Origin of the sequence: Paenibacillus tengchongensis, assembly GCF_008973665.1 — a bacterium.
GTDB lineage: Bacteria > Bacillota > Bacilli > Paenibacillales > Paenibacillaceae > Paenibacillus_AQ > Paenibacillus_AQ tengchongensis.
This window is the reverse complement of the sequence record NZ_WACP01000006.1, coordinates 146010-164892: the sequence shown is the minus strand read 5'-3', so window position 1 is coordinate 164892 and position 18883 is coordinate 146010. Positions and strand designations below refer to the sequence as shown.

17 protein-coding genes are annotated in these 18883 nt (G+C 53.0%); all 17 read left to right on the top strand.

The genetic code is table 11. The annotated features are described in order from the left end of the window. The first annotated feature begins 271 nt into the window (after nucleotides 1–271). The 17 genes from sucC (at nucleotide 272) to F1381_RS12155 (ending at nucleotide 18877) form a co-directional block, all read left to right on the top strand. Entirely contained in the window at nucleotides 272–1429 is a 1158-nt protein-coding gene (gene sucC, locus F1381_RS12235; protein ID WP_151735143.1) for an ADP-forming succinate--CoA ligase subunit beta, read from the top strand. A gap of 68 nt (nucleotides 1430–1497) precedes the next feature. After that, entirely contained in the window at nucleotides 1498–2427 is a 930-nt protein-coding gene (sucD, locus tag F1381_RS12230; protein WP_151735142.1) for a succinate--CoA ligase subunit alpha, read from the top strand. 168 nt (nucleotides 2428–2595) lie between these two features. Next, nucleotides 2596–3714, top strand: coding sequence for a DNA-processing protein DprA (gene dprA / locus F1381_RS12225; RefSeq protein WP_187355310.1), 1119 nt, complete (start codon nucleotides 2596–2598; stop codon nucleotides 3712–3714). 73 nt (nucleotides 3715–3787) lie between these two features. Further along, a complete protein-coding gene (gene topA, locus F1381_RS12220; protein WP_151735140.1) occupies nucleotides 3788–5884 on the top strand; it encodes a type I DNA topoisomerase in 2097 nt (698 codons plus the stop codon). A gap of 21 nt (nucleotides 5885–5905) precedes the next feature. Continuing rightward, nucleotides 5906–7276: an FADH(2)-oxidizing methylenetetrahydrofolate--tRNA-(uracil(54)-C(5))-methyltransferase TrmFO gene (gene trmFO, locus F1381_RS12215; RefSeq protein WP_151735139.1), complete on the top strand. Its 1371-nt coding sequence runs from the start codon at nucleotides 5906–5908 to the stop codon at nucleotides 7274–7276. A 236-nt stretch (nucleotides 7277–7512) separates the two neighbouring features. Beyond that, a complete protein-coding gene (gene hslV / locus F1381_RS12210) occupies nucleotides 7513–8055 on the top strand; it encodes an ATP-dependent protease subunit HslV (protein ID WP_151735138.1) in 543 nt (180 codons plus the stop codon). A gap of 35 nt (nucleotides 8056–8090) precedes the next feature. After that, nucleotides 8091–9494, top strand: a complete 1404-nt coding sequence (hslU, locus tag F1381_RS12205; RefSeq protein ID WP_151735137.1) for an ATP-dependent protease ATPase subunit HslU — start codon at nucleotides 8091–8093, stop codon at nucleotides 9492–9494. Nucleotides 9495–9874: 380 nt separating this feature from the next. Continuing rightward, complete coding sequence (gene flgB / locus F1381_RS12200) at nucleotides 9875–10282, top strand: flagellar basal body rod protein FlgB (RefSeq protein ID WP_151735136.1); 408 nt, start codon at nucleotides 9875–9877, stop codon at nucleotides 10280–10282. A 6-nt stretch (nucleotides 10283–10288) separates the two neighbouring features. Next, nucleotides 10289–10738, top strand: coding sequence for a flagellar basal body rod protein FlgC (gene flgC / locus F1381_RS12195; protein ID WP_151735135.1), 450 nt, complete (start codon nucleotides 10289–10291; stop codon nucleotides 10736–10738). A 39-nt stretch (nucleotides 10739–10777) separates the two neighbouring features. Then, on the top strand, nucleotides 10778–11086 hold the full coding sequence (gene fliE / locus F1381_RS12190) for a flagellar hook-basal body complex protein FliE (protein WP_151735134.1): 309 nt from the start codon (nucleotides 10778–10780) through the stop codon (nucleotides 11084–11086). A 34-nt stretch (nucleotides 11087–11120) separates the two neighbouring features. Next, complete coding sequence (fliF, locus tag F1381_RS12185) at nucleotides 11121–12704, top strand: flagellar basal-body MS-ring/collar protein FliF (protein ID WP_151735133.1); 1584 nt, start codon at nucleotides 11121–11123, stop codon at nucleotides 12702–12704. Between the two features lie 10 nt (nucleotides 12705–12714). Beyond that, nucleotides 12715–13731 carry a flagellar motor switch protein FliG gene (gene fliG / locus F1381_RS12180; protein WP_151735132.1) on the top strand — a complete coding sequence of 339 codons (1017 nt, stop codon included), beginning with the start codon at nucleotides 12715–12717 and terminating at the stop codon, nucleotides 13729–13731. After that, nucleotides 13724–14587 carry a FliH/SctL family protein gene (locus F1381_RS12175; RefSeq protein WP_151735131.1) on the top strand — a complete coding sequence of 288 codons (864 nt, stop codon included), beginning with the start codon at nucleotides 13724–13726 and terminating at the stop codon, nucleotides 14585–14587. The genes fliG and F1381_RS12175 overlap by 8 nt, the downstream gene beginning before the upstream one ends. Continuing rightward, entirely contained in the window at nucleotides 14565–15881 is a 1317-nt protein-coding gene (fliI, locus tag F1381_RS12170; protein WP_151735285.1) for a flagellar protein export ATPase FliI, read from the top strand. The genes F1381_RS12175 and fliI overlap by 23 nt, the downstream gene beginning before the upstream one ends. A 3-nt stretch (nucleotides 15882–15884) precedes the next feature. Then, nucleotides 15885–16328: a flagellar export protein FliJ gene (gene fliJ / locus F1381_RS12165; protein ID WP_151735130.1), complete on the top strand. Its 444-nt coding sequence runs from the start codon at nucleotides 15885–15887 to the stop codon at nucleotides 16326–16328. An 18-nt stretch (nucleotides 16329–16346) separates the two neighbouring features. Then, nucleotides 16347–17312: a MotE family protein gene (locus tag F1381_RS12160; protein ID WP_151735129.1), complete on the top strand. Its 966-nt coding sequence runs from the start codon at nucleotides 16347–16349 to the stop codon at nucleotides 17310–17312. Nucleotides 17313–17362: 50 nt separating this feature from the next. After that, nucleotides 17363–18877, top strand: a complete 1515-nt coding sequence (locus tag F1381_RS12155; RefSeq protein WP_151735128.1) for a flagellar hook-length control protein FliK — start codon at nucleotides 17363–17365, stop codon at nucleotides 18875–18877. Nucleotides 18878–18883: the final 6 nt, after the last annotated feature.

Genomic DNA, 18883 nt, shown 5'->3' with positions numbered 1-18883 from the left:
AAGGAAAGCGTTTTTAAATCATGTTACAATATTCTGGGTTTCCCATTCTGTCATATATGTAAATATAGAATCTAGACTCTGTATTTAATGACAGTGGTCACAGGTGAGAGCGCGGCCGTCTTCGCTTACGGACCGGTTCGGCTGTCGCCTTGAACACCGGGTGTTGTAACATCCACCGGTCTGGACCCGGCTTTGGACAATCAAAACGGAAAGCGGAAAGGCTTTAGGGAGCCTGCCCTAAGGCCGCCGCTACATTTAGGAGGCTTCCGGTATGAATATCCACGAGTATCAGGGAAAAGAAGTACTTAAGAAGTACGGCGTCGCCGTACCGAACGGTAAAGTAGCTTACACAGTGGAGGAAGCGGTAGAAGCCGCAGCATCGCTGGGCACACCGGTAGTGGTTGTAAAAGCGCAGATTCATGCAGGCGGCCGGGGAAAAGCAGGCGGCGTCAAAATCGCGAAGTCGCCGGAAGAGGTGCGAACCTATGCGGCGGAGCTTCTGGGCAAAACGTTGGTCACGCACCAGACAGGTCCGGAAGGCAAGGAAATCAAACGCCTTCTGATTGAGGAAGGCTGCCAGATTGTGAAGGAATACTATATTGGACTGGTGGTAGACCGCACTTCAGGACGGATCGTCATGATGGCCTCTGAAGAAGGCGGGACAGAAATTGAAGAGGTGGCGGCTAAACATCCGGAGAAGATTTTTAAAGAAGTGATCGATCCGGCTGTGGGTCTCCTCACCTTCCAGGCCCGTAAGCTGGCTTACAGCATCGCCATTCCTCCAGAGCTGGTTAATAAGGCGGTCAAGTTCATGCAAGCGCTGTATTTGGCTTTTGTGGATAAGGATTGCTCTATTGCTGAGATTAATCCGCTGGTCGTCACCGGTGACGGAAATGTGATGGCGCTGGATGCGAAGCTTAATTTCGATTCGAACGCCTTGTTCCGCCATAAGGATATACAGGCGCTGCGCGACCTGGATGAAGAAGATGAAAAGGAAATCGAAGCCTCGAAGTTCGATCTCAGCTATATTGCACTGGACGGCAATATCGGCTGTATGGTCAACGGCGCCGGCCTTGCCATGGCAACGATGGACATTATCAAATATTACGGGGGCGAGCCGGCCAACTTCCTGGATGTCGGCGGCGGCGCCACGGCGGAGAAGGTTACGGAAGCGTTCAAGATTATTTTATCCGATGAGAAAGTCAGCGGGATCTTTGTCAATATTTTCGGCGGGATTATGCGCTGTGATGTCATTGCCAGCGGAGTGGTGGAAGCGGCCAGACAGCTGGGTCTGACCAAACCGCTCGTTGTGCGCCTGGAAGGCACAAATGTCGCTTTGGGCAAAGAAATTCTCGCCGGCTCGGGGCTGAATATAGTGCCTGCCGACTCCATGGCTGACGGTGCCCGCAAGATTGTCGCTCTGGTGTAAATTGCTGCCGGGTTATACGGCCCGGTATTCGTATTCGACTACTCTAACAGTGGGGATGTGACCTGAACATGAGCATTCTTGTCAATAAACATACGAAAGTAATTACGCAAGGCATTACCGGGGCGACCGGCTTATTCCATACTAAGGGAGCACTGGATTACGGTACGCAAATGGTCGGCGGGGTTACCCCGGGCAAAGGCGGAACCTATGTCGATATTACGCTGGAAAACGGCAGCGAAGTCCATCTTCCCGTATTCGATACGGTGGTGCAGGCGGTAGCGGCTACCGGGGCGACAGCCAGTGTGATTTACGTTCCGCCGGCATTCGCTGCGGATTCGATCATGGAAGCGGTGGACGCGGAGCTGGAGCTTGTTATTTGCATTACCGAAGGGATTCCTGTCCTCGACATGGTCAAGGTCTCCCGTTATATGGAAGGTAAATCTACGGTGCTGATCGGACCGAACTGTCCTGGTGTAATTACGCCGGGCGAGTGTAAAATCGGCATTATGCCGGGCTACATCCATACGCCTGGCTATGTAGGCGTAGTGTCCCGCAGCGGAACACTGACTTATGAAGCGGTGCATCAGCTGACGGAGCGCGGAATCGGTCAATCGACGGCAGTGGGCATCGGCGGTGACCCGGTGAAGGGCTCGGAGTTCATTGATATCCTTAAGCTATTTAATGAGGATCCCGGAACCAAAGCGGTTGTGATGATCGGCGAAATCGGAGGGACTGCGGAGGAGGAAGCCGCACAGTGGATTAAGGAGAACATGACAAAGCCGGTCGTCGGGTTCATCGGCGGCGTTACGGCGCCTCCGGGCAAACGGATGGGTCATGCCGGAGCGATTATTTCCGGAGGCAAAGGCACCGCCAGCGAGAAAATCGCCGTGCTGGAGTCCTGCGGCATCAAAGTTGCGCCAACGCCATCCGAGATGGGCTCTACGCTGGTCAGCGTTCTGGAGGAACGCGGTATACTAAATGCCTTTACCACACATTAAAGCTATACCCGGTCTTCATTGATGTGTATAATAATGTTAAAGGTAAGCAACCTTTTATTCCCCGGGCGGGAATGAAAGGTTGCTTTTTTTGTTGGTCTTGATTTTGCGCTGCACGTAACCCAAAATAAGGAAGGTTAGCCTTCCGCCGGAGCAGGGAGAAGGATACATATGGACAAACGCGACTTATTATTCGGTTATCATGAAATTGCGGGTATTGGCTGGAAAAGCATCGACAAAATTCTCCGGGCGGGCTATTTGTCGGAACAGGCACGTTCATGCCCCGAAGAGGAGTGGCGAAATATCGGGCTGCCATCCGCTGCCGCACGGCGTCTGGCGGTGCTGGATTTTGCGGAGTGGATTGAGGAGCGCCGCCTTTTAATGGAAGAAAGAGGTGTGAATATCGTTACTGTACTCGACGGAAATTACCCGGCGCGGCTCCGAGAAACGCCGCAGCCGCCCTGGGTGCTGTACTACAAAGGCGATCTTGGCCTGTCTGCCCGTCCGGCCGTGGCGATGGTCGGTACCCGGGGGCCCACTGCTTACGGAAGGAAGGTCGGCGGACAGCTTGCCGAGCAGCTTAGCCGCTCCGGTCTGGCGGTCGTCAGCGGGCTGGCACGGGGAATCGACAGCGTCTGCCATGAAGCGGCATTGCATGGGGAGGGAAGCACGATCGCCGTAATGGCGACAGGTTTTGACAAAATCTACCCGCCGGATAACCGGGAGCTGGAACGGCAAATCGCCCGCAGCGGACTCGTTCTGACCGAGTATCCGCTGGGCACGCCGAGTCACCCCGGCCTGTTCCCACAGCGGAACCGGATTATTGCCGGACTGGCTTTGGGAACGGTGGTTGTTGAGGCCGATACCCGCAGCGGCTCGCTGATTACGGCGGATGCCGCGCTCGAAGCGGGCCGGGATGTATTTGCCGTGCCGGGGCCGCTGACATCGCCCAAGAGCAGAGGCGCCTTGGAACTGATTAAACAGGGAGCCAAGCTGGTGACCGGAGCGGAAGATATCCTTGAAGAATATGCCCATCTTCTGCCGCTGAAGCCAGAGGACAGGCAATCCGGGCATGAATCTGCGGGCACGGGCCTGGACGGGCAGACCGAAAAGAAATTGACAAAAGATGAGAAACACCTATACCATATACTGCAGCAAGGCCCGTTCTCCCTGGATGAGCTTCTGGGACGTACCGGCTGGCAGTTTGGACATTTGCATTCAGTTCTGTTATCGTTAATCATACAAAAAGCGGTAGCGCAATTACCGGGTGCAATCTATAAGGTAATTTAATATAGAAGTGCGTGTAAATCGCGCGTTTTACGGGTAAAAGTTGCACTTTATTTATGATCTAGGAGGAGAGCCTATGGCGGATGCATTGGTTATTGTCGAATCGCCGGCCAAAGCGAAGACGATCGGCAAATATTTAGGCAGCAAATATATTGTAAAGGCATCAATGGGACATATTAGAGACTTGCCGAAGAGCCAGATGGGGGTTGAAGTCGAGAACCAGTTCAGCCCTAAATATATAACGATCCGCGGAAAGGGCTCCATTCTGAAAGAGCTCAAGGACGCGAGCAAAAAAGTGAAGAAAGTCTATCTGGCGGCGGACCCGGACCGCGAAGGTGAAGCAATTGCCTGGCATCTGGCGCATGCGCTGGAGCTGGACAACACGCAGGAATGCCGGGTGGTGTTCAATGAAATCACCAAGCAGGCAGTTAAGGATGCATTCAAGACTCCGCGCAAAATCAATATGGATTTGGTTAACGCACAGCAGGCCCGGCGTATCCTGGACCGGCTGGTAGGGTATAAGATCAGCCCTCTATTATGGAAGAAAGTCAAAAAGGGCCTCTCCGCCGGACGTGTGCAATCGGTAGCGGTCAAGATCATTATGGACCGGGAAAATGAAATTTCGGCGTTTGTTCCGACTGAGTATTGGAGCATTACGGCAAAGCTTGCCATCCGTAATTCCGAGTTTGAGGCGAAGTTTCACAAGCTGAACGGCGAGAAAAAGGAGCTGGGTCAGGAAAGTGATGTTCAGGAAGTGCTAGAGGCCATCAAGAATGCAGCTTTCACAGTAAGCGAAGTCAAAGAGAAGGAACGCCAGCGGCATCCTTCCGCGCCGTTTACGACAAGCTCATTGCAGCAGGAGGCAGCGCGTAAGCTGGGCTTCCGTGCGGCCAAGACGATGTCGGTGGCACAGCAGCTTTATGAAGGGGTAGAGCTGGGCAAGGAAGGAACGGTCGGTCTGATCACCTATATGCGTACCGACTCGACCCGCCTGTCCACGACGGCCCAGGATGAAGCGCGTGAACTGATTCTGGCCAAATATGGAGAACCGTTCGTGCCGGAGGCGCCGCGCAATTATTCCAAGAAAGCGGCCGGAGCCCAGGATGCCCATGAGGCGATCCGTCCAACCTCCGCGATGCGTGAGCCGGAGCTGGTCAAGGAATTCATGAGCCGGGATCAATACCGCTTATACAAGCTGATTTGGGAGCGCTTTGTTTCCAGTCAGATGGCTTCGGCGGTACTGGATACCTTGTCGGTAGATATTGCGGTAGGCACTGCTGTATTCCGCGCCGTTGGCTCCAAAATCTCTTTCCCGGGCTTCATGAAGGTGTACGTGGAAGGCAATGACGACGGGACAACGGATGAAGAGAAATTCCTGCCCCCGCTGCAGGCCGGAGATGTGCTGGAGAGCAAGGGAATTGAGCCCAAGCAGCATTTCACCCAGCCGCCGCCGCGGTATACGGAAGCACGCCTGGTAAAGACGCTGGAAGAGCTGGGCATTGGACGGCCAAGTACTTATGCGCCGACGCTGGAGACCATTCAGAAGCGCGGTTATGTAGCGATTGAAGAGAAGAAATTCATGCCGACAGAGCTGGGAGAGCTGGTTATCGAGCAGATGGAGCAGTTCTTCCCGGAAATCCTCGACGTGGAATTTACAGCGCATATGGAAGGTGATCTTGACCATGTCGAAGAGGGTGCAGAGGATTGGGTGAAGGTGCTTGCCGAATTCTATGAATCCTTCGAGAAACGGCTGGTCGTAGCTGAGGAAGAAATGAAGGAAATCGAAATCGAAGATGAGGTTTCCGATGAGCATTGCGAGAAATGCGGCAAGCCGATGGTCTACAAGCTGGGACGGTTCGGCAAATTCCTGGCCTGCTCCGGATTCCCGGATTGCCGGAACACGAAGCCGATCGTTAAGGATATCGGAGTGGAATGCCCGAAATGCCATGAAGGCAAAGTCGTCGAACGCCGCAGCAAGAAAGGCCGGGTCTTCTACGGCTGCGATCAGTATCCGGGTTGTGATTTTGTCTCCTGGGACCGGCCGTCGGCCAAGCCTTGTCCGGTATGCGGTTCCTGGATGATTGAGAAGCGCAACAAGCAGGGTGCGAAGCTGCAGTGCACATCCTGTGACCATACAGAGGAAGTAGCAGACAACGAAGAACTGGCAGAATAAGCCTTACAGGGGGAACGGAAAGTGACGGAATCAGCAAAAGTAACAGTGATCGGCGCAGGGCTTGCGGGAAGTGAAGCCGCCTGGCAAATCGCCTCGAAGGGTGTGCCGGTCCGCTTATATGAGATGCGCCCGGCCGTGAAGACGCCGGCGCATCACACGGATCAATTCGCCGAACTGGTCTGCAGCAATTCGCTGCGGGCCAACGGTCTCGGCAATGCCGTAGGTGTGCTCAAAGAAGAAATGCGCAGGCTGAACTCCCTCGTGCTCGGGGCGGCCGACCGCCATGCGGTACCGGCAGGAGGAGCACTGGCTGTTGACCGTGACGGCTTCTCCGGGGAAATTACCAGAACGCTTCATGAGCACCCGCTGGTAGAAGTCATAAACGAAGAACTGACGCATATACCGGAGGAAGGGATTGTTGTCATCGCGACCGGTCCGCTGACTTCTCCCGCGTTGTCCGCTGAAATTAAGGGACTGCTCGGCGAAGAATATTTCTATTTCTATGATGCCGCTGCTCCGATTGTCGAGAAGGACAGCATCGATATGAACAAAGTTTACCTCGCATCCCGGTATGACAAAGGTGAGGCCGCCTATCTCAATTGCCCGATGACGGAAGAGGAATTCGATGTTTTTTACGAAGCGCTGGTCTCGGCGGAAACGGCGGCGCTCAAGGATTTTGAGAAGGAGATTTATTTTGAAGGCTGCATGCCGATTGAAATCATGATGAAACGCGGCAAGCAGACGGCCCTGTTCGGTCCGATGAAGCCGGTAGGTCTGGTGAACCCGCATACCGGAAAGCTGCCTTATGCCGTCGTGCAATTACGCCAGGACAATGCTGCCGGAACGCTCTATAACCTGGTCGGCTTCCAGACCCATCTCAAATGGGGCGAGCAGAAGCGCGTCTTCTCCCTGATTCCCGGACTGGAAAATGCCGAGTACGTGCGGTATGGGGTAATGCACCGCAATACGTTTATCAACTCACCGAAGCTGCTCCATCCTACCTATCAGATGAAGGGACAGGAACGGCTGTTTTTTGCCGGCCAGATGACGGGCGTGGAGGGCTATGTGGAATCGGCGGCCTCCGGGCTCATTGCCGGTATCAATGCGGCGCGGGCTGCCCTTGGCCGTGAAGGCCTGATTTTCCCGCGGGACAGTGTACTGGGCAGTATGCCGGCTTATATCACTTCAGCCGATCCTGCACATTTCCAGCCGATGAATGCCAATTTCGGCCTGCTCCCTAAGCCGGAGCAGAAGATCCGCAATAAAAAAGAGAAGAACGAGAAGCTTGCCTACCGCGCCCTGGACAGCCTGGCGGCATTCGCCAAGGAACAAGGTCTGGCTTATACGGAGCCTGCTGCAGAGCCGGCGGCTGCAGAGACTGACGGGCAGTAGGCGGACATGTGCAGTTGAAGCCAACAAAGCCTATGCTTTCGAAGTAGTTTTGTACGAAGAAGTATTCTAAGATGTAACGCTCACAAAACATAGCCTATGCTTTCGAAGTAGTTTTGTACGAAGAACTATTCTAAGATGTAACGCTCACAAAACAAAGCCTATGCTTTCGAAGTAGTTTTGTACGAAGAACTATTCTAAGATGTAACGCTCACAAAACTTTTAGGAGGTTGCATAATATGTTACCCAGCTTTCACGCAACCACAATTTGTGCAGTCAGACATAATGGCCAGGCGGCAATTGCCGGCGATGGCCAGGTGACTTTCGGGGAAAGTGTCATTATGAAGACGACTGCCAAAAAAGTGCGACGGCTGTACCGGGGACAAGTCATCGCCGGCTTTGCGGGCTCCGTAGCCGATGCCATCACGCTGTTCGAGATGTTCGAGGGGAAACTGGAAGAGCATCACGGCAACCTGCAGCGGGCTGCGGTAGAACTGGCCAAAGACTGGCGCCAGGATCGCGTTCTCCGCAAGCTGGAGGCGCTTATGATCGTTGTGAACCGGGAAGGCATGCTGCTGATTTCCGGCAACGGGGAAATTATCGAACCGGACGATGATGTACTGGCAATCGGTTCGGGCGGTAATTTTGCACTCGCGGCCGGCCGGGCGCTTAAGCGTCATTCGCCGGACATGGCGGCACAGGATATTGCCAGGGAAGCCTTGCAGATTGCTTCCGAGATTTGTGTATATACCAATTCAAACATCATTGTGGAACAATTGTAGGCTGGATAAGCCCTTATACAGAGGAGGAAGTCGCGATGCCGAATCAAGCCTTTACACCGCGCCAGATCGTAGCCGAGCTGGACAAATACATCGTGGGGCAGAAACAGGCCAAGAAATCGGTGGCGGTCGCTTTGCGCAACCGTTACCGGCGCAGCCTGCTGAGCGAAGAGCTAAGGGATGAAGTGGTGCCGAAGAATATTTTGATGATAGGGCCTACAGGCGTGGGTAAGACGGAAATCGCCCGCCGCCTGGCCAAGCTTGTCAATGCGCCTTTTGTCAAAGTGGAGGCAACAAAGTTTACCGAGGTAGGGTATGTCGGACGCGATGTAGAGTCTATGGTCCGGGATCTGGTCGAAACGGCGATTCGGATGGTGAAGCTTGAACGGACGGAGAAAGTGAAAGACCGGGCTGAGGAATTGGCCAATGACCGCATCGTGGCCATCCTTGTTCCATCCAACACCAAAAGTAAATCCCAGCGCAATCCGTTCGAGATGATCTTTGGCGGCGGAAACAACAGCGCTTCCGAAGATACCAAAGAAGAAGCGGATGACGGCAGCCTCAGCGAACGCCGCCGGGGCGTCAAGTTTAAGCTCCTGGCGGGACAACTGGAAGAAGACGTTATCGAGATTGATGTGGAAGATACTGCGCCTACCATGTTTGATATGTTTGCCGGACAAGGGAACGACCAGATGGGGATGAATATGCAGGAGATGTTCGGCAGCCTGCTGCCCAAACGGACCAAGAAGCGCAAGCTGCCGGTTAAAGAAGCCCGCAAGGTGCTGATCCAGGATGAAGCGGCCAAGCTGATTGACATGGATGATGTGATTCAGGAATCCGTGGCGCGCGCAGAGCAATCGGGTATCATTTTTATCGATGAAATCGACAAGGTTGCCAGCACCGGAAAGGGCTCCGGCCCTGATGTCTCCCGTGAAGGCGTGCAGCGTGATATTCTGCCGATCGTCGAAGGCTCGACTGTCATGACCAAATATGGTCCTGTAAAGACGGATTATGTGCTCTTTATCGCCGCAGGTGCATTCCACATCGCCAAACCCTCCGATCTTATTCCCGAGTTGCAGGGCCGCTTTCCGATTCGCGTAGAGCTAAGCAGTCTGACACTCGAGGATTTCGTGTCCATCTTAACGGAGCCGAAGAATGCATTGACCAAGCAATATATTAATCTGCTTAAGACGGAAAACCTGGAGATCGAGTTCCAGCAGGAAGCGATACAGGAAATTGCCCGGATTGCTGCTTCTGTTAATCAAAATACCGAAAACATCGGGGCGCGCCGACTGCATACCATCCTGGAAAAGCTGCTGGAGGATTTGTCGTTTGAGGCCCCTGAACTGACGCTGGAGACCATGGTGATTACTCCGGAATACGTCCGGGAGAAGCTCGCGGGAATTGCACAGGACCGGGATTTAAGTCAATATATTCTTTAATACGACAAAGCAAATAATTTGTAGAAAAATAGGCATTTTGTAATAGTGACATATAAGTCAGTCTATACATTCGCCTAAAACCTGTAGAAATCAGCGAAATATTAGCAATGAATGGGATTTGGAATCCAAAAGTATACAGTTTGCTTTACGGGGCCCTGTCTTTTCAGAAAAGATAGGGCTTATTTCTTATTGTAATAATATACAAATTCTAAGAGAATCAATGTATGTGAGTATCGCTAGTTTGTATCGATATCGACACCTTTCGACTTGTTCGTGAAAGGGCGGGAAGAATTTTAGCTTTTTTTGTCGAATCAAGCAGGAATTCGTAAGAAGATGTGGAATTCTTTTCATTATGAATAGGATTGGAAAGGAGGGTTTCCATGGGTTTGCTGAACAGTGTCAGTTTTCAGCGTCTGCAGGCTGGTTTGAATGCCGCCAATATACGACAAGAAGTGTTGTCCAACAATGTGGCAAATGCCGATACGCCGAATTTTAAACGTTCGGAAGTGGCTTTTGAAAGCTTGCTGAAGCAGCAGGAGAGCGGAATTCAATCCACACTGGGCGCGAAAGTGACGGATACCCGACACTTCAAATTTGGGACAAGTACCGCGATGACGGGTCCGGTTGTTTCCACGGATGCAACCACTTCCATGAATAACAACGGCAACAATGTGGATATGGACCGCGAGATGGCGCTCAGCGCCGAGAATCAGCTCAGGTACAGCTCGTATATCCAGCAGCTTAACAGCCAGATCACGATGATGAGAACCGCAATCGAAGGGAGGTAGTAAGTGGTGAATTTTGGCAGCAGCTTTGGGATCAGCGCCTCTGCTTTGACCGCCCAGCGGCTTAGAATGGATGTCATTTCTTCAAATATTGCCAACGCCGAAACGACTAGGGCGTCGGTGGTCGATGGCAAGGCAGTGCCGTACCGCCGCAAGCTGGTGGTGCTGGAGACGTCAGACAATAACAGCTTCGCGAATGTTCTGAATTCCAAAATGAACGGACAGAGTGAAGGAGTAAAAGTGCAGTCCATAACGGACGATCCTTCGCCGCTGAAACCTGTATACAATCCGAGCCATCCCGACGCGGACGCCGAAGGTTATGTATATATGCCCAACGTGGATATAACGAAGGAAATGGTAGATATGCTCTCGGCTTCCCGTTCTTACGAGGCCAACGTAACGATGCTTAACGCTTCGAAAGCGATGGTAACCAAGGCGCTTGAAATCGGCAGAGCTTAAGTTGAACACTAAGGCAACGATATAACAGGAGGGAATTCATTGATCCAGAATTTTATGATTGGCTCCCAGACAATACAACCGCTCGCCATGAAGACAGCGGCCGCCGAGAAGACCGGCGCAGCCGACTCTTCACAAAGCTTTAGCGCATATCTGCAGGATGCCCTGAGCCAGGTTGCTGACCAGGAGCAATATGCCAAGGAAATGAACAATAAATTTGTCCTGGGAGAGGTCAACATAGACGAGACTATGATCGCTTCCCAGCAGGCACTGCTAAGTTTGCAGTTGACCACACAAGTCCGGAACAAGGTGATTGAAGCCTATCAGGAAATTATGAGAACGCAGATCTAAATAATCCAAGCTTAGTTTCGGATGGGGTGACACTGTGAATGAAAGATTTGCCCAGTACAGGGAGAAGCTCACCCAGTATTGGAACAGATTCAGCGGGAAGCAGAAGATTCTCTTCTTCTCTACCCTTTTTATAATCATCATCATAATCGTGGTTCTGACCATGCAGCTTTCAAAAACGGAATATGAGGTTGCATTCACAGAACTCGACAGTACGGATGCAGCGGGGGTAATGACTTACCTGGAATCGGCGGGAATTCCTTACCGCCTCAGCCCGGATGGACAAAGCATTTCGGTCCCAAGCACGGACGCGGCCCGGATCAAGGTTGATATCGGTTCGCAGGGCATTGTGCAGGAAGGATCGATTGGCTACAAAATATTCGATGAATCCTCTTCAATGATTGGAACGACCGACAGTGAGTTTAATGTTAAGTATAACAACGCATTGAACGGCGAGGTTGAACAGCTGATGAGACGCATGCAGGGTATTAAGGATGCCAAGGTGCTGATCAATCTGCCCAAGGAAACTGTATTTGTTGCGCAGGAGGGTCAAGAACAAGCATCTGCCTCGGTTGTGCTGAGTTTCGATCCCGGATTTAGACCTTCTCAAGATAATATCGACGGATACTTCAATCTAGTGAAGACTGCCGTTCCCAACCTGCCTATCGAGAATATTACGATCGCAAATAATGAGGTCGAATTAATGCCCACGGCGCGGGGCGGACAAGCGGGCGTTTCCAATCAGGTGGAGGAAAACTTTGCGCTACAGAAAAAGTTCGAGGAAGAAGTCAAAAAAAATGTGAAACAGTTCCTAAGCACGCTTACCGGTCCGGACAAGGTGGATGTTCTGGTGTTCTCTAAACTGAATTTTGATAAAGAGAGCCGGACGGAGAATATCGTAGCACCTGTGGATACCGAGAACATGCGCGGAATTGAAATCAGTTCGCAGATCATCAGCAACACGTATTCCGGTCAGGGTAATACGACAGGCGGAGTTGCGGGGACAGGCTCTGAAGATGTCTCGGGATATCCTGCCGGTACTGATTCGGGAACTTCCACTTCCGAAGAATCTTCAGAAACCCGGAACTATGAAGTAACCCGCATCACCAAGGATGTTATCGCAAGCCCATATACTGTTAAAGATTTAACCATTAATGTGATGGTTGAACCACCTGACGGACAAACAAGTTTGGATGAGAACACTTCGGGTGCAATTGAGAATATTCTGGTAAATATTGTACGCGCATCGCTGGCCGATTCTGGTACTACTTATACAGACGCTGATTTGACCAAGAAAGTTTCGGTCTACTCGCAGCAGTTCGGAAGCACGGCGGTGGAAGAGGCGGCAGGCGGGCTTGCTACGTGGATGCTTTGGGCCATCGGAGGAGCGGCGCTTTTAGTGGGCGTCGGAGCCGGATACTTGATTTACCGCAGACGCAGAAACAATGCGGAGGAAGAAGTGGAAGAAGAAGTTCCGCTGCAGGTTCCTACCGAGTTTCCGTCGATTAATCTGGAAAGTGTGACGAATGAAAGCCAAGTCCGCAAGCAGCTGGAAAGTCTGGCGAAGAAGAAGCCGGATGAATTCGTAAATCTGCTGCGTTCCTGGCTAGCTGACGAATAGAGGTGTCTTCATGGCAAAAGCCGGCCAAGCGGGACTCAGCGGCCGCCAGAAAGCGGCGATCCTGCTTATTACCTTAGGGCCCGAAGTATCGGCGCAAATCTTCAAGCATTTGAAGGACGAAGAGATCGAGCAGCTGACACTGGAGATCGCTAACGTCCGCAAGGTGGACAGTGTGGAGAAAGAGATGATCATGTCTGAATTCCACCAGATCTGCCTGGCACAGGAGTATATCACGCAAGGCGGCATTAATTATGCCAAAGAGATTCTGGAAAAAGCGCTCGGACAGACCAAGGCGATGGAAGTCATCAACCGGTTGACGGCGACGCTGCAGGTCAGACCTTTCGACTTTGCCCGCAAGGCTGATCCGAATCAGATCCTGAACTTTATTCAAAACGAGAATGTGCAGACCATTGCCCTCGTCTTGTCCTACCTGCAATTTGAACAGGCTGCTTCCATCCTGTCCTCGCTTCCGCAAGAGAAGCAGGCGGAGGTCGCCCGACGGATTGCCATCATGGACAGCACTTCACCGGAAGTGGTCACGCAGATTGAACGTGTGCTTGAGCAGAAGCTCTCTGCGACTGTTACTCAGGACTATACCAATGCCGGGGGCATTGAATCCATCGTGCAGATTCTGAACGGGGTTGACCGCGGTACGGAACGCACGATCCTCGATTCTCTGGAAATTCAGGATCCTGAGCTTGCCGAAGAAATCAAAAAACGGATGTTCGTGTTCGAAGATATCGTCAATGTGGACAACCGTTCCATTCAGCATATTATCCGGCATATCGAGAATGCCGATCTCCAGCTTGCGCTTAAGGTGGCCAGCGAAGAAGTGCGGGATGTTATCTTCCGCAATATGTCCAAACGTATGGCTGAAACCTTCCGCGAAGAAATGGAATATATGGGTCCGGTGCGGCTGCGTGATGTAGAAGAAGCGCAGACCCGCATTGTAGGTACAATCCGCAGGCTGGAGGATTCAGGTGAAATAATCATCGCCCGTGGCGGAGGAGATGACATCATTGTCTAGGCTGATTAAACATTCCCAATATGTTCCGGTGGACGTGCTTAAACGGCTGGAACAGGCCCGGCATAATGCCGGACTTGCCGAGGAGCCGGTTTCGGAAGAAGCGCCCAGCGAAGCCCCTGTCCATGACGTTGCCCGCGAGGAAGCGGAGCAGGCCCGGAAGCAGATGCTGAAGGATGCCCAGGAGTTTGCCGAAGGACAGGTCCGGAGCGCTTCGGAGGAAGCCGAGCGGATCGTGGAGGCGGCACAGGCCGAGGCGGAGGAATGGTGGCGGCAGCGCAGGGAACAGGATGAGCATCTTGTGGAGGCCGTTAAAGCCGAAGCATACCAGCAAGGGTATCGGGAAGGGCTTGCGCAGGCTGAGCAGGATATGGCACGCAAGCTGGAACAGATGATGGAAGAGGCCCGGATTGTGCTGCAGGAGGCGTATTCGGCGAAAGATGTCATTATTCAGGAGGCCGAACCGTTTCTGGTAGATCTGAGCTGCTCCATTGCCGAGAAGATTGTCGACAAGCAGCTGACGGTTGAACCGGAATTTACGCTGGAGCTGATCCGGAAAAATCTGGCCCGTAAACGCGAGCAAGGGGTAATATCTTTATGTGTTTCTCCTGCCCAGTTCACATTTGTGAATGCTGCCCGGGAAGAGTTGTCGCTTGCGGTTGATTCGCAGGCTGAGCTGCAGATTTTGCCGGATTCTACCGTTAAAGATCAGGGGTGTGTCATCCGCTCCTCCTTTGGGAGCATCGATGCCCGGATTGATACACAGCTGGCCGAAATTAAGAAAGAGCTGCTGAGAATCGCACTAGATAACGAAGATTCAAGAAATGGGGAAGACGATGCTGGACAGCGGACGCTATAAAGAGCAGCTGCGCAATCTCGATCCGGTGCGGGTCAACGGCAAAGTGACCCAGGTCATCGGGCTGATGGTTGAATCGGAAGGGCCTGACGCCAGTATCGGTGATGTCTGCTACATTTATCCTTCCAAAGGCAGCAAGCCTTTGCAGGCCGAAGTTGTAGGCTTCCGGGATAACAAGGTGCTTCTCATGCCGCTTGGCGAACTGCAGGCCATCGGGCCGGGCTGCGATGTGGTTGGAACCGGCAAACCGCTCAGTGTACAGGTCGGTTCGGAGCTGCTGGGCAAGGTGCTTGACGGATTGGGACAGCCGCTGGACAGCTCGTTGATTCCGGCCCGCATGCCTTACAGTTCGACCTTTAATATTCCTTCCAATCCCCTGAACCGTCCGCGGGTGCATGAGCCCATCAGCATCGGGGTGCGGGCAATTGATGGACTGCTGACTATCGGCAAGGGACAGCGCGTCGGCATCTTCGCCGGCTCAGGCGTTGGAAAGAGCACACTTATGGGCATGATTGCCCGCAATACTTCCGCAGATGTCAACGTCATTGCCCTGATCGGCGAACGCGGACGTGAAGTGCTTGACTTTATTGAACGGGATCTCGGGCCCGAAGGCCTGCAGCGTTCGGTGGTAGTGGTGGCAACCTCCGACCAGCCGGCGCTGATCCGGATTAAAGGGGCGCTAATCGCCACGACAATTGCCGAGTATTTCCGGGACAGAGGACTGAATGTCATGCTGATGATGGACTCGGTAACCCGATATGCGATGGCCCAGCGCGAAGTCGGTCTGGCTGTCGGGGAGCCGCCGGCGATGAGGGGGTATACACCTTCGGTCTTCGCCAGCCTGCCAAAGCTGCTGGAACGGGCGGGAACCGGACCGACAGGTTCGATTACGGCTTTTTACACGGTGCTGGTGGACGGGGATGATATGAATGAGCCGATCGCGGATGCGGTTCGCGGCATTCTCGACGGTCATATTGTACTGAACCGCGGGATTGCCAACAAAGGCCATTTCCCGGCGATTGACGTGCTGGCCAGCATCAGCCGTGTAATGAAGGATATCGCACCACAGGATCAGATTGCCGCAGCGGAGAATGTGAAACGGCTGATGGCGGTCTACAAGGATTCGGAGGATCTGATCAATATCGGAGCGTATCAGCGGGGCTCCAACGCACAGATAGATGAATCCATGGAATATATCGATAAAATCTGGGAGTTCACCAGACAAAAGGTTAACGAAAAAGTCACCTTAGCCGAGGTTCAGCAAACCCTAATTTCACAGTTCTCAAGGAGTGGATAAGCAATGAGATTCCATTACAACTTTCAAAAAGTGGTGGATTTGAAGAGCAACGAGAAAACCCAGGCGGAGTGGATGCTCTCAAGCGCGCTCGGAGAACTGCAAGCCCAGGAAAAGAGCCTCGATGAATTGCTGGAACAGCGCAGTACCCTGTTACTTGAATTACAGAACGCTGCTGAACACCGGACGCCGATGGCCAAAATCCGTGAGATGCAAAATTATGTGGAGTATCTGGATCACTGCATTTCCCGCAAGCATTCAGACATTAACCGGGCCCATGCGGAGGTTCAAGTCAAGAAGGATCAGCTCAGCACCAAGATGCTGGACGAGAAAGTGTGGCTGAAGGCGCGGGACAAAGCGCTGGCCATTTTCCAGCAGGACATGATTTTACGGGAACAAAACGAACTGGATGAGATGGCAACCGTCCGCTTCGCGATGAAATCCCTCTAACCCGGGAGGCTTCCGCAATTGGCTAATAATGAATTAGAGATCGAAAATGAAGAGTCGGCAAGCAAGTTTGAGCGGTTTTTATTCCTGATGATCCCGATTATATTCACGCTGGTGCTGCTTGGAGTCTTGCTGACTTTATTCAATATGGATATTCGCGAAAAGGCGCTTAAAATCGCCGACAAAATTCCCTTTGTGGAACGGTTTGTCCCCGATCCGGTGGATGAGACGCCGGCAGAGACTGCCGGGGAAGAAACACAGGAGGAAAGCAAGAAGCAGCTGGAGAGCTCGGAGAGCACGATTAAAGAGCTTAAAGCACAGCTTGCGTCACAGGCGGCGCAGCTGCAGCAGGCCAACGAGGCCAAGGCGGCGCAGGACAGCAGGGTAGAAGCGCTGCAGAAGCAGATTGATGATATGAAGGCGGAGGCGGAAGCTGCCGCGGCTCAGGAGTCGGAAGACACAGTGGACCCCTATCAGGAAAAGGTAACGGAGCTCGCCAAGCTGTACTCCGGCATGAAAGCGTCCAAGGCTGCACCGATCCTGGAGAATCTGACCACCGAGGAGCAGGTGCAGATCTTCAGTGCCATGAATAATGCCAGCAAGACGGCGATACTTGAAAAAATGGATCCCGAGGCCGCGGCCGAAGTTACGGTGAAGCTGAAAGAAACGGCAAACTCGACGGATATGGCGGTAGCTGCGCTGCAGTCAAGACTGAAGCAGGATCAGGCGGATCAAACGGCAGAGGCCCCGGCTGCTGTAGGCAATCTCGACAAGGATCAGCTGGCACAGACGTTCAGCGCGATGCCTGCAGCTGAAGCTGCCTCATTGCTCAGCTCGATGTATAGCATCAGCCCGGATAAAGTAATCACCGTTCTTAGAACCGTCGATGACAGCGTAAGATCCTCGATTTTGGGTGAGATGGCGAGCGGCGATGATAATGGCGCATTGGCCGCGAAAATTGTCAACCGGCTTATGGGGGGCAAGTAATCAGTCAGGCGTTCGCCTGTTCTGCTCTTGAAAGGAGGTGAAAATATAAAATGAGTTTAGTATTCACATCATTTACTGGCGGGAGTACTGCAGCACCGGCTGCTCCAACAGCGGCTGCGGGAAGCGCTGCAGGTTCTGCGGCAACAGGCGGTGTTTCGGTTCTGGCCTTTGCCCAGACGCTGGTTCAGAGTATGGACGGCAGCGCCGGCAAAGAAGCCGCAGGTTCGCTTACGGTTAATGCCGCCGCTTTGCTGCAAGGCCTTCTTGCCGGCACTACAGCTGCTGGCGAAGAGTCCGTACAACCGGAAGAAGCAGAGACCGGCAAGCTGCTGGAAAGTCTCGCAGCACAGCTTGAACAGCTGGATGAGGATATTCAGGAAGATCCGGCACTTCTTGCAGCGCTGCAAGGCTGGCTGCTGCAGGTTACAGCACTGCTGGACGTCAATAATGCCGCAGAACAACAAGGGACACAGCAGGCTGAATCCGCGCAAGCTATCGACACTCTACCACCACTGGCCCGCCAGCCCGAAACGCTGCGCTTTGCGGTCCAGGATGAGCTGCATAATCTGGTGACGATGATTCAGCAGGCGGCTATATCGGGTAATAAAGAGGTTGCGCTGAAAGGCAGTAATCTGCTTAACCAATTCTCCGCCTTGCTGGCAGAGGCAGCTCCGGCTACTAGAGGTCAGAGTGCAGATGCAAAGCCAAGCTCGGCACAGATTATCAGCTCGGCACAAATTATCAGCTCTGCACAGGCTGGAAGCGATACTGCTAAGGCCGCTGAACCGTTGGTTCACCTCGCTTCAGACAAAGCTGGTCAACAGCCTGTTACAGCTAGACAGGCGGATTCTACAACCGTTCAGCTGCAGCAGCCAACTGTTGATGCCGCAGACGGGAAGATTACCGCATCTGCAATGAAATCAGCAGCGCCTTTGCTGACTGCAGAGGCCGCCGAAGAACAGGCTCCTGAAGCCGTTGCGCCAGGTGCAGATCAATCCGGGGATATTATCACAGCCGGGCAGCTTTCGCTGCGCGAAGGTCTGGCAGTGTCTCCGAAGCCTGAACTGCAGCGGGTTCCGGTGCATCAGTTCGCAAATGAGATGGAGACTTTTATCAAAGGTAACTTGCAGATCATCCAGAAAGACGGTGTAGCTGAGGCGACGATTACGCTCTTCCCGGACAACCTGGGTCAGGTCGACGTCAAGATCACGATGCAGGGCGGAATGCTGATGGCGCAATTCGTGACAGAGCATGCAGGCGCCAAGGATATGCTGGAGCAGCAGATGAACCAGCTGCGCACCGCATTGGCATCCCAGGGCTTGCAGGTTGAGAAGCTGGAGGTTGCCCAGGGCAATTCCTCATCGCTGCTCTCGCAATTTAACGGACAGCAGGGACGCGGTACAGGTTCCGGAGCCCAGCAACACGACAGACGTTCCAGAGAACGCAGCGAAGAGCATTCTGATGCGGTTCTGGCGGCCGAATTAAACGGCGAATGGAAAGATTGGGCGGCAAGCGCCCGGATGGAGCAGCTCGAAGGCCGGAACGGCTTCTCTGCCAAAGTATAAACAATA